This is a genomic window from Acinetobacter sp. CY81, assembly GCF_059515925.1.
This window is the reverse complement of the sequence record NZ_JCAKNC010000008.1, coordinates 120,427-132,117: the sequence shown is the minus strand read 5'-3', so window position 1 is coordinate 132,117 and position 11,691 is coordinate 120,427. Positions and strand designations below refer to the sequence as shown.

The following is an 11,691-nucleotide window of genomic DNA, read 5'->3' as shown; positions in this document are numbered from 1 at the left end:
GGTCCAGCAGGCGAAGAAATTCATGTCGATGAATGGGGACGCATCAAAGTCCGCTTCCTGTTCAGCCGACAAGAAGACAACCAAGCCGATGGTGGTGCAGGCTCCAACAACAATGACACCGATTCAGCATGGGTCGATGTACTGACCCCATGGGCAGGTGAAGGCTACGGTGCACGCTTCCTACCCCGCATCGATGAAATTGTGGTGATCGACTTCTTCGACGGCAACATCGACCGCCCATTCGTGGTGGGACGCATCCACGAAGCACAACGCAGTCCAACCAAATTCGATATCAAAGGACAACTACCAGACACCAAAAAGTTAGCAGGCATTCGCTCCAAAGAAGTCCAAGGCGAAGGCTATGGCCAACTGCGCTTTGATGACACCACAGGACAGATCTCGACCCAACTGCAAAACAGTCATGGGGCCAGCCAACTTAACCTGGGTAACCTGAGTCATCCAAAAGAGACAGAACAGAGTGATGGCCGAGGCGAAGGCTTTGAACTACGTACAGACCAGTGGGGCGGAATCCGAGCAGGGCAAGGTTTATTGCTGAGCACACACGCCCAAGGTCAAGCCAGTGGCACACACCTCGATGCCAAAGAAGCCAAAGCACAACTCGAAGGCAGCCTCAACAATTCAAAAGCTTTAAGTGAAGTAGCAAAGAATCAGCAGACGGATCCGCTTGAGGTCCTCGAGAATATTCAATCTTATATTGAAGTCTTAAAAAAAGAAGATGAGAAAAAGGCTGAAGCGTTTAAATCTGCTGTGATGCTACTTGCTTCACCGAATTCGATTGCACTTACAACCAATGAAGATATTCATATCTCCGCAGATGGTCAGATCAGCCATAGTGCTGGGGATAGTATTAACATTTCCACGCAAAAATCTTTGATTGGGCATGCAAGCTCTAAGATCAGTCTATTTGCTGCGCAAGAAGGCGCACGACTGTATGCAGGTAAAGGGAAGATTGAGATTCAAGCACAAGGTGACGGTGCAGATTTGATTGCGCGTAAAGGCATTCAGATTATTTCAACGGAAGATACCGTTTATATCACCAGTCCCAAAGAGATTAATTTAACTGCAGGTGGTTCGCAGATTAAGATTAATGGCTCAGGGATTTTTCCAACCACAGGTGGTAAGTTTGAGGCGAAAGCTGGGCAGCATAAGTTTATTGGTGGTGAGAAAATAGTGAGTCAAATTCCAAGATTACCTTTAATAGATGGTGGTTATTCAAAGCAATTTATAATAGAAGATTCAAATGGGGATGGAATTAAAAATATAGATTATTTTATCTTCTTTAAAGATGGAAGTATTGATGGTGGGAAAACAGATAGTAAAGGTCGAACCAAAAAAATTCTGACGAAAAGTCAGGAAGAAGTGGAAGTCCATTTTGACTATCAATTTGATTCTGGAATAATAACAAAAGAGATTTAATAAATGTATTCAATTCAATTTTATTTAAATTACAAATCTAAAAATGGAAAATGGTTAAGATTTGAAGGTGCTAAATATAGATTAGTATCTCAAGATAATAAAATTTTGGATGAAAATTATACAGTAAAAGATGGTTTTACAAAAAGAATTAAGTTGGATAAAGAGCAAGTAGTTAGATTGGAACTTTATAATTTATCAACAGGAAAATATGAATGCCCAACATATATAGTTCGCCATAGCTTTGCTAAAAGTTCTATTGCAGATAAAACGTATTATATAAATGTAGAAAGACATTATTTCAGTGGGAAAATAGTTGATCAAAATTTCAAAAATAAGATTACAAATCTACAATATGAAATTTCTTCAATTGATGGAAAGGTTTTAGTAAGTCAAAGAAATTTAATAAATGGTCTAATGACAGCAAAAATTGATGAAAACGAGGGACCTATTCCATATTTATTAGATAAAAAAAATATTTTTAGAGAAATAACATTATCAAATAATCCTGTTGTTAAAGTTAGATTAAAAAGCCCTATGGCATCTCAAAACTATGAAACTACATTCTATCCTAGGCTTATACCTGTTGGTGCAGATAAAAAATTTAGAGATATTCCTCTGACAACAATCGTAAACCATACACAACCAATAAAACAGAATTCAAGTACACAAATTAGTAGACTTAAAGATACTCGAAAATTAACGATTTATATTAATAGTACACCTGGTGAAACATATTCTGTTGAAAGAGAAGATGGGGGTGTTGTATTCAATCCGAGTTTGAAAGAAGTTAAAACAGTACAGTTTCAAGATGGTAGTACAATTGAGTTAAAAATACCTTTAAAGTATATGGATAATATTATTTTAAAGAAAAAAGGGAAAGTTATTAATAAAATTAATATAAGAAAATTAGATGCAAAAAACTATAAGAGTGGGGAGTCTGCAAAAGAACTTAGTGTGGTTATAGATACAAGACTAGGAAAAGAAAATAAAAATAGTGTGAGTGATAATAGAAGTAATAGTAATTTAATGGTCTATTTATTTGAAATGAAGTCGAATGCTGTCCAAAGCGGAATGTATACCGTAAATGATTTAATTTATAATGTTGATAGTAATACTTTTAAACAAATATTAGCAACAGTATTAACTAGTTATAATTTTGATAATAATGCTATGCCAGCAATTGCAGGGATTACAGATACGGTAATGGAAAGGAAACAAACAATCGAGAGATATATTAAACCTTTTTTTAAAGGTGTGTATGCTGCAATTGATGATAAAAAAGATATTCTATTTTCAATTAAAACTTCTAGAGGAAAAAAAATACTGTCATTTTTACACTTTGTAAAAACACAATCAAAATTTAATATATATTTATTACAGGCAGCTGCAAACACAAAGTTTTTGCAATACTCCTTAAATACAGCTACGACAGCTGCAGATCATTTGAAAGGAAGCGTTAAAGGAAGTGTTGTTGGTTTTGTTGTTTGTGCAACTGCTGAAATTGTAGAATGGTGGGCAACTGATAATAGCAATATTGGTGATTTATTAGGTGCTTTAGTGTCTACTGCTATAAAAGCATATATAGGAGCATTAGCTTGTAGTTTAGCCATGAGTGGGGCCGTAGCATTGGCTGCTCTTACAGGTGTAGCGTTACCAGTATTAGCTGTTGTGGCTGTTGGCTTGATTGCTGGTGTTCTAGTTGCAATGTTTTTGGAGAGATTGGATTCTCACTTACAATTTACAACTAAACTTAAAACAGCCGCAAATATTGGTTTAGCTATTTATGCCGTTTGGAAAAACTATTTAATAGAGTCGTCAAAGAAAATTATAAATATTTCGAAGATTATATCAAGCTTAGTTTTTTTACAGGGCAATATTTTATTTAAGGTTTTATAATGCTAAAAACATTAATTTATAGAGATGAAAATGAGTTTAAATCATCAGTGAATCTCATTAATTCAATTATGTTGATATCTTGTATTGGTAATATTTTATTTTACTATATTGAAGATTCATTTTATTATTCAATGGGGTCTATTTTTTTTTCGTTTTTAATATTTTTTTATGGTTTGAGAATTGAGCGCGCATTTTCATATTATGTGTATTTTCTCTCTTTTGTTTTGTATATAGTCTTATTGGGTATTATTTTTCAGATTTATTATGCTTACACCTATATAGGTTCTTTTGAGTTAATTTATATTTTTTATTTTTCACTATTATTTTTATTAATTCTAGATTTTTTTTCGTTAAAAAGAAAAGGGATATTTAAGAGATTTTTTAAAAATTTTGATAAAAGTGTTGAGGAAGTTGTAGATGTTTTTGGTGAAAGAAAAAAATATCTTAAATTGTCGAGGCTGAATGGGAGTAGAGTTGCTACTAAACTTTTTGATGGGAATTCCCTTTTTGCTATTGCTTTAATTCCAGTTTTTTTATTAACATTTATTTTAACCCCATTTGTTAAAAGTATTCCTTCTATTATGGGGTATTTTGTTATGAAAAATAATGCATCTTACGAGCTGGTGGTGATTTTTATTTGTACTTTTTTACTTAATTTGATTATTTTGAAATTTTTATATGTTGCTTATGGTGGTGTTTTATATTTTTTTAAAAAATAAATTTTATTTATTTTAATATTTTATTGAATAATTTTTTCTATCTTTTAAATTGCTTGGCTCTAATTCTAAATAAATATGGAGATGACTAATATTTTCCACAATAATAGTGAATTTTTAGTATGAATAATTTAGTCAAAATTGAAGGTCGTATTCAAGAATTAGAAATTCATAATGGTGTGCTAAATACTTTAGGGGGTGCAGGAGATAACTTAATTAAATCTTCAGCGATTTTAAGTACGGTTGCTGGTAGTGTTTCATTAGGTGCACAAACCTTTTTTTAGCCACACAGAGCCGTTTACATATACAAACTGTGGTGATGAACATAGAGGGCAAAGTCTATGTAGGTCAGTTTCACCGTGCATTGTTAGCAGCAAATGAATATGTCATTTGTATTGCTAAGCAAATTGAACCCAATGTATATGAGCTGTATTCAGTGCTTAGTCCAAAAACAGGTTTACTACATATGCAAGTGAGCATGGGAGAATCGCTTGCAAAACATAAAGCTGGAGTGCAAAAAGAAAAAAATAGTTTGGTATGCCATTTCAATGCTAATTACAGGTATAGTAATCTTCACATTTGATAGTATTAATCTAGAAAATATTACTATTTTATTTATTTCAGGGATTCTATTTTATTTTATATTTTCCTTTATAATAAAAAATCTTCTAATTCTTTGGAGTCTCTACTTAGGAGTTTAGAAGGTATTTTAAATTATACGGGTTTAAAGGCACATTAAATATAAGCCTTCTAAAAAGCCGTTACCTGGATAATAAAAACTCTATTTTGTTAGAGTTTGAATATAAATATGGAAAGGCTATATATTAAGACTCTTTTAATAAAGATTATTTTGAGAAAAAATGAAAAACTCTATTTTATTTTTAATTTTAAGCACTCTAATAATTGGTTGTAATAATGACTCTAATGCAAAGAAACCTGTTGATAATGAGAGTCAAGAACTAAATAGTCTTGTGCATTCAGAAAATTCTTCTGAGATTTTTAAATTAGCAACGACCTACGCATCAAATGGTGGGAAGGAAAATTTAAAGAAAGCTTATGAGCTTTATAATAAGGCAGCAGAACTAGGATCCACAGATGCTATGTTGCAATTGGGTTTATTACTTAGAGAAGGAAATGAAGTTGTAGCAAGAAATGATGAAGCTTCTACACAATGGTTTATGAAACTAGCTGACAAAGGTGAAGCAGCTGGATTGCATAACGTTGGTGTAGCCTACTATAAGGGGCTGGGGGTTGAGCTGGATAAAAAGAAAGCATATCATTATTTTCTACAATCTGCGGAAAAAGGCTTGTTACAGTCTCAAGTGTTAGTTTCAGGTCTATTATATAATGGTGATGGTGTTAACAAGGATTTAGCTGCTTCATTTGAATGGGCGTTAAAAGCTGCAGAGCAAGGTGATGTAGACTCTCAGAATAATGTTGGCTTAGCCTACGAAAGCGGTGATGGGGTAGAGAAAGACCCTAAAAAATCTTTTTTATGGTTTAAAAAGGCTGCAGATAATGGACAAGTATTTGCGAATTATAATGTTGCACTAAAATATTATACTGGTAATGGCGTAAATCAGAATCTAGATGAAGCAATCAAATACGCAGAAGTTGCTTTTAAACAGGGTGATGAAGGCGCTTATCAATTACTTTCTGAAATTTATGGTGATGAAGCAAGTTTGAAATATAATCCAGCTAAAGTAGCTAATTTAAAGAAAGAATATGAAAATCTGAAGAACTAGTGTCTTATTGATATTTGTATCATGTGATTATTAAGAAGTTTTGTTGTTGCCATTTGATTTAATCGAGTCTCGCATGATCGATTATAACTTTAGTTAATATAAATGCCTTTTAGGCTTTTTATTTAAGGCAATAGTTTAATTGGACTTCCACTCAATGCTTGTAACAAGGTCACCTAAGTATCGTACTTAGTCTGTTTAGTCTGAACCAAACTTAAATGAGCTTCAAGTGTGGTAGGTTGTACAGTAATCAAACTCTTCAATGCTCACACCTTCGTGCAACAAAGTCATGGGAAATCATTATGTGATGGAAATCAAATATCTTTATTTAGAATTCAGTGGAAGAATTTGAAAAAGATAGGGGTGTGAGATATGTGTAGTGTTAACAAAACTATTGTGACTATCTTATTAAATTTTAGTTTAGTTAGTTGTGCTGAAAGTAGCACTCAAAAAAATGTGAAGTAAGGGTTGAACAAAACAATTATGATATTGAAATTCGTCATAATATAGATAAATTTATTTCTTCAAACGATCTTGCAATTAACGAGAATTTTAATACTATCATTAAGAGATACATGTCTAATAATTTTTATAATAAAAAAATTATTTTAAAAAATGAGTTGCAGAATGATAATGAAAATTTTGATTACAATGGATATTTAGAGAACTTTAGTGTATTTAATAATTATAATTCTAGCATCCTAAGTTATAAGTATGTGGATGGAGGTTCTGGAAATTATTTTGTTAGTCATAATTTTATTCCGAAAAATGAATTCAATTGGAATAGATTTGAATCAAATTTATCAGATCAAATTTATTTAATTTCTGGTAAAAAAGTTGATCCTGTAAAGTTAAATTCTCTATTGCATAGTTTGAAAAATGGAAGGGATGTAAGGGATGATTGCTCAGGGGAAGTGAAGGATATAGTCACTGAATTTGGTTATTCTAATTATCATGTGATTATTGTTACTAAATATGATTTTCAAAATCATTTGAATGAATTTGGTTCAATTTATTATCAGGTGTTTTTTACTAAACAAACAAATGTTAAGTACAGCGAATCTTATTATTAATAGACTAAAAAAAGCCCTTTCGGGCTTTTTTTATTTAAGGCAATTGCTGAATCGGACTACCACCGAAAGCCTGCAATAACGTCACATAAGCATTATACTGCGTCTGTTTGGCTTGAACCAAACTTAAACGTGCTTCACGTGTCGTACGCTGGGCATCGATCAAATTTTTCAGCGCCACGGCCCCATTCTTATAACGGACTTGGGTGAGTTGTTCTGTTTTCTCAGCCAGTTGCACATTACGTTCTTGTAAAGCGACTTGTTTGTCTATTTCATTACGTGCGGATAAGGCATTTTCAACATCGGCAAATGCTTTATATAGCGTCTGACGGTATTGAATAATTGATTTCTCATATTCAAGTTCATTGACACGCAAATCACGCTTCATGTCATTCCATTGCAGGAAAGGTAATGTAAGACCCGCACCCAATATTGCAGCAGGATTCGACAGCACGTTGCTGAGTGACGTGCTTGCGCCTCCTGTGGAAATGCTGCCTGTTAAATTAATCGAAGGATAATAGCTGGCCTTATTGGCATCTTTGTTCGCCAATGCTTTACGTAAACGTAACTCAGTTGCCTGCAAGTCAGGACGACGGGATAAAAGTTCAGCAGGTAAACCTGATTGAATTTGTGGTAGAGCAGAACGTGGTAAGCGCTGTGGCTCCGCAATATTCAACTGTTGAACAGGTTGATTCAATAAAACTGCAAGAGCAGTCCGTGTTTCAACTTTTTGCTGTTCGATCTGGCTTAACGTAGCTTTTTGACTCTGCACCGCCTGTTCGGCTGAGGTCAAATCGAGTCCAGAGACAGCTCCAGCTCGGTACTGTGTTCGTACTAATTCATAAGTCTTCTGCGTACTCGCCAAATTTTGCTGAGCCACAAACAGACGTTCATTCAGATATCCCAATTGCCAATACAATTGTGCTGTTGTCGCAATCAAACTCTGTGCAGTCGCCTGTAAATCTTGCTCTGTTGCCAGTGCTTCCCAACGAGATGCTTCCGTTTGATTGGCAAGTTTTCCGAACAAGTCCAGCTCATAGCTTAAACCTGGATAGTTCAATGAGATACCATTCGACGAGTCACCATCACCATCTAAACTAAAGCGATGACCGACTGAGGCACCTGCATTACCTATACGCACCCCTTGCTGACTTTCAGATTGCTTTGCTTGGATGCGTGCTTGTTGTAAGTTAATCCCTGCAACTGCTAAATCAGTATTGCGAGCAATGACTTGATCGACCAGTTGATTCAGTTGAGCATCGCCAAATAGTGTCCACCATTGATCATGAAAAGCCTGTTGGTGGATTTGTTGACTCATCTGCTGACTATTTTGAAATCCTTGAGGAATATCCACACTAGGAGCTTGATATGGTGATTTTACTGTTGCAGCACAGCCGACTAAAGAGCTGGTAAGAATTAAGGCAGTCGTGAGTTTGGTTAAATTCATTCGCATTATAAATTCCTTATTCTCTAGAAAGTGCATCAACAGGATTGAGGCGTGCAGCATTACGCGCTGGAATAAATCCGAACACGATCCCAATCAGACTTGAACATACAAACGCAGCAATAATCGATGTTGTTGAATAAGCCATTTGGAATGTTCCACCTGCAAAGTGGGTAATCAATTGACCAATACCAAGTGAAAGTAAAACACCCAAAATACCGCCCAAAATACAGACGAGAACGGCTTCAATCAGGAATTGTTGCAAGATGTCACTTTGACGCGCACCCACAGCCATGCGAACCCCGATTTCTTGCGTACGTTCAGTTACAGAAACAAGCATAATATTCATGACGCCAATACCACCGACAATCAGTGAGATCACAGCAATCGCGGAAATCAGTAGCGTCATGGTTGCAGTGGTTTGTTGAATGGTTTCACGAATACTGTCCGCATTTTGCGTAAAGACATCTTGAGCGCCATGACGTTGAACCAATAAGTTGAGAATGGCATTCTCAGCTGCAGCACTTGGGTATTCATCTTTAATTCGCACGATAATGCTACGAACATTGGACTGACCCAACATACGGCTCATAACGGTTGAATAAGGTAGATAAACATTCAGACTGTCCGAGTTACCCATCATGCTTTTTTGTGGTTCGATCACCCCGATGATGCGACTTGGTACACTTCCGAGTAAGATCACTTGACCAACAGGATCTGTACCATCGGTAAAGAAAGTCTTTTTAGTATTGTCATCAATGACCACGTCTTGCGCTTGTTCATTGATACTTTGTTTGTCAAAAGGCTGCCCAGATTGAAAGTTAAGACCTCGAACATAGAAGAAATCTTCACTTACACCATTTACAGTTGTTGAGGCTTCAATATCTTTAAAGCGACCTGTAACACTACTATTGACAGATGGGCTGACCCCATCGACATAAGGTTGTTCTGCTAAGGCATCTGCATCGGCAGGAATCAAGGTCTTGGTTTGTGAGGATCGAGAGTTGTCACCAAATCCACGACCTTGATAAACGGTAATGGTATTGGTACCAAGACTCGAAATATTTTCCAGAATCTGCTTTTGTGAGCCATTACCCAGTGCCACCACGGAGACCACAGACGCAATACCAATAATGATCCCGAGCATAGTCAAGAAAGTACGCATACGGTGTGCATTCATGGCTAAGATGGCCATGCGGAATGCTTCACCGAGACGATCCATTGCTGAGCGCCAAGATGAAATTTTCTTCTGTTCAGGACGAACTAAAGTCTGTTTTTCTAGGGGCTCATCATCATTAACAGGAATATTTGGCTCATCGGAAATGATATTACCGTCAGAGATTTCGATGATACGGGTCGCATTTTTAGCAACATTATGATCATGCGTAACCAGAATGATGGTATGACCTTTGGCATTCAGCTCACGTAAAATACGCATCACTTCAATACCACTGTTTTTATCCAATGCACCTGTGGGTTCATCGGCTAAGATCACATCGCCACCATTCATCAAGGCACGAGCGATCGAGACACGTTGTTGCTGACCACCAGAAAGCTGACTTGGTCTGTTTTGGGTTTTATCGCTTAGCCCTAAATCTGTAAGTAATTGCACTGAACGTTGATGACGCTCAGAAGAATCCGCACCTGCATAAATGGCAGGCACTTCAACATTACCTGAGGCATTTAGATCGCCCAACAAATGATAACGCTGGAAAATAAAACCAAAATATTCACGACGTAATTCAGCCAGTTCATCGGCTTCTAATTCACGGGTTTCACGCCCTTTAACTTTATAACTGCCTGCTGTGGGCTGATCGAGACAGCCCAAAATATTCATCAGCGTCGATTTACCTGAACCTGATTGACCAACAATCGCCACCAGTTCACCGGGATAAATTTCAAGATTTACCCCTTTTAAAATCTGTACCGTGGTTTCACCTGCGGGAAACTCACGAGTAAGATTTTTTACTTCGAGTAAGGGTTGTTTGATTTGATCCATGATTACATTCTCATTGGACCAGCACCACCACGGGCACCACGTTTCGCAGCGTCATTTGATGAATCAGCACCATCCGCAATTACGACTTTGTCACCTTGTTTCAAACCACGCATCACTTGAGCGGTTACACGGTTATTTAAACCGATCAGTACGGATTGAGGCTTAGCAGAACCATCTGCTTGTAACACACGTACCATGCCAATAGAGGCTTTGCCTTGTTCAACCAATTGACGCTCTTCCGTAGTCAATTCTAAACGAGCAGGGCGGTTTGGATTATTGGTATTTTCTTCACGGCTACGTTCCCCACGTGGCTGTTCAGCACCTGCTTCACGGTTCGGATTTTGACCACGTTGACGCTGTGGACGATTTGATGTTTGAACTGCAGAGGCTGGAATAGTCAGCACATTTTTTGCTTCATCTAAAATAATAAAAACTTGTGCCGTCATATCGATGCGTAACTTACCATCTTCATTCGGTACATCAAACAAAGCGTTGTAGTAAACCGCAGAGCTTGTAGATGAAGTATTTGAATTCGATTCAGTATTGATAGAGTTTGGCGCAGGTTCAACTTGACGAAGTGTTGCGTAATGCTTTTTCTCGCTGTTACCAAGAGTCGTGAAGTAAACCGTTTGACCTTCTTCAACCTTCATTACATCGGCTTCAGAAATTTCAGATTTCACTGTCATGGTGTCAAGTTTTGCTAATTTTACAATCGTAGGCGCACTTTGGTTCGCATTCACTGTTTGACCTTCTTCAGTCACGATCGCAACAATTGTGCCATCCATAGGTGCAACAATACGGGTATAGCCCAAATCTTCTTTGGCAGTCGATAGTGTTAAACGTGATTGTTCGATTTGCGCATTCACCGCTGTAATATCGGCTTGTGCTGTTTTGAAGCTAGCCAGTGCAGATTCAAGTTCTGCGCGCGATGTTGCATCTTGAGCATACATGGCTTTTTGACGGTTATATTCAGCTTCTACTTTGGCTAAATTGGCTTGACGAGTTGCTAACTGCGCTTGTTGATTTTTAATATTGGCTTCAGCTGTTTTGAGTTCATTTTCTTGACGAATTGAATCAATTTGGGCAATCAGTTGACCTTGTTTAACTTGATCGCCTAAGACCACATACATTTTTTTGACTTGACCAGAAACTTGCGAACCGACGCTGACCATCTTGGTCGCTTCAAGAACACCTGTGGCAAGAACTGAATTCTCAATATCACCACGCGATACATCTGCGGTAATGAATTGATTCTGTTCAGGCTCAGGCTTGAAGAAATACCAAGCAGTGGCCGCAATTGCAATCGCAATGACAGCAATGATGATCAGTTTGCTTAATTTTATTTTTGGCATGGTAGTCAAATAGAGTTTGAAAATTATGGAAATTA

General features: G+C 36.8%; 10 protein-coding genes. 7 read left to right on the top strand and 3 right to left on the bottom strand.

The annotated features are described in order from the left end of the window. From AC5YDM_RS10720 to AC5YDM_RS10690, 7 genes are all read left to right on the top strand, one after another. Positions 1–1,437 (top strand): DUF2345 domain-containing protein (locus tag AC5YDM_RS10720; RefSeq protein ID WP_496152100.1); only part of this gene is annotated, 1,437 nt, incomplete at its 5' end. A 3-nt stretch (positions 1,438–1,440) separates the two neighbouring features. Next, positions 1,441–3,333: a hypothetical protein gene (locus AC5YDM_RS10715; RefSeq protein WP_496152099.1), complete on the top strand. Its 1,893-nt coding sequence runs from the start codon at positions 1,441–1,443 to the stop codon at positions 3,331–3,333. Beyond that, positions 3,333–4,052: a hypothetical protein gene (locus AC5YDM_RS10710; protein ID WP_496152098.1), complete on the top strand. Its 720-nt coding sequence runs from the start codon at positions 3,333–3,335 to the stop codon at positions 4,050–4,052. The genes AC5YDM_RS10715 and AC5YDM_RS10710 overlap by 1 nt, the downstream gene beginning before the upstream one ends. Positions 4,053–4,171: 119 nt before the next feature. Beyond that, the gene (locus AC5YDM_RS10705; protein WP_496152097.1) at positions 4,172–4,333 is read left to right on the top strand and encodes a hypothetical protein; all 162 of its coding nucleotides are present in this window, start codon (positions 4,172–4,174) and stop codon (positions 4,331–4,333) included. 35 nt (positions 4,334–4,368) lie between these two features. Further along, entirely contained in the window at positions 4,369–4,632 is a 264-nt protein-coding gene (locus AC5YDM_RS10700) for a hypothetical protein (protein WP_496152096.1), read from the top strand. Positions 4,633–4,909: 277 nt separating this feature from the next. Continuing rightward, the gene (locus AC5YDM_RS10695) at positions 4,910–5,794 is read left to right on the top strand and encodes a tetratricopeptide repeat protein (RefSeq protein ID WP_496152095.1); all 885 of its coding nucleotides are present in this window, start codon (positions 4,910–4,912) and stop codon (positions 5,792–5,794) included. 572 nt (positions 5,795–6,366) lie between these two features. Next, the gene (locus tag AC5YDM_RS10690) at positions 6,367–6,864 is read left to right on the top strand and encodes a hypothetical protein (protein ID WP_496152094.1); all 498 of its coding nucleotides are present in this window, start codon (positions 6,367–6,369) and stop codon (positions 6,862–6,864) included. A gap of 34 nt (positions 6,865–6,898) precedes the next feature. On the opposite strand, the gene AC5YDM_RS10685 is transcribed toward AC5YDM_RS10690, so the two are convergent. The 3 genes from AC5YDM_RS10685 to AC5YDM_RS10675 are packed head-to-tail and all read right to left on the bottom strand — an operon-like array spanning position 6,899 to position 11,656. Next, positions 6,899–8,314, bottom strand: coding sequence for an efflux transporter outer membrane subunit (locus tag AC5YDM_RS10685; RefSeq protein ID WP_496152093.1), 1,416 nt, complete (start codon positions 8,312–8,314; stop codon positions 6,899–6,901). A gap of 10 nt (positions 8,315–8,324) precedes the next feature. Further along, complete coding sequence (locus AC5YDM_RS10680; protein ID WP_496152092.1) at positions 8,325–10,304, bottom strand: MacB family efflux pump subunit; 1,980 nt, start codon at positions 10,302–10,304, stop codon at positions 8,325–8,327. A 2-nt stretch (positions 10,305–10,306) separates the two neighbouring features. Beyond that, on the bottom strand, positions 10,307–11,656 hold the full coding sequence (locus tag AC5YDM_RS10675) for a MacA family efflux pump subunit (RefSeq protein ID WP_496152091.1): 1,350 nt from the start codon (positions 11,654–11,656) through the stop codon (positions 10,307–10,309). Positions 11,657–11,691: the final 35 nt, after the last annotated feature.

What these genes read in the sequence shown, in the direction of transcription:
- AC5YDM_RS10680 (WP_496152092.1), bottom strand. Translation starts at nt 10,304, where the DNA reads ATGGATCAAATCAAACAACCCTTACTCGAAGTAAAAAATCTTACTCGT.
- AC5YDM_RS10690 (WP_496152094.1), top strand. Translation starts at nt 6,367, where the DNA reads ATGTCTAATAATTTTTATAATAAAAAAATTATTTTAAAAAATGAGTTG.
- AC5YDM_RS10705 (WP_496152097.1), top strand. Translation starts at nt 4,172, where the DNA reads ATGAATAATTTAGTCAAAATTGAAGGTCGTATTCAAGAATTAGAAATT.
- AC5YDM_RS10715 (WP_496152099.1), top strand. Translation starts at nt 1,441, where the DNA reads ATGTATTCAATTCAATTTTATTTAAATTACAAATCTAAAAATGGAAAA.
- AC5YDM_RS10710 (WP_496152098.1), top strand. Translation starts at nt 3,333, where the DNA reads ATGCTAAAAACATTAATTTATAGAGATGAAAATGAGTTTAAATCATCA.
- AC5YDM_RS10700 (WP_496152096.1), top strand. Translation starts at nt 4,369, where the DNA reads ATGAACATAGAGGGCAAAGTCTATGTAGGTCAGTTTCACCGTGCATTG.
- AC5YDM_RS10695 (WP_496152095.1), top strand. Translation starts at nt 4,910, where the DNA reads ATGAAAAACTCTATTTTATTTTTAATTTTAAGCACTCTAATAATTGGT.
- AC5YDM_RS10675 (WP_496152091.1), bottom strand. Translation starts at nt 11,656, where the DNA reads ATGCCAAAAATAAAATTAAGCAAACTGATCATCATTGCTGTCATTGCG.
- AC5YDM_RS10685 (WP_496152093.1), bottom strand. Translation starts at nt 8,314, where the DNA reads ATGCGAATGAATTTAACCAAACTCACGACTGCCTTAATTCTTACCAGC.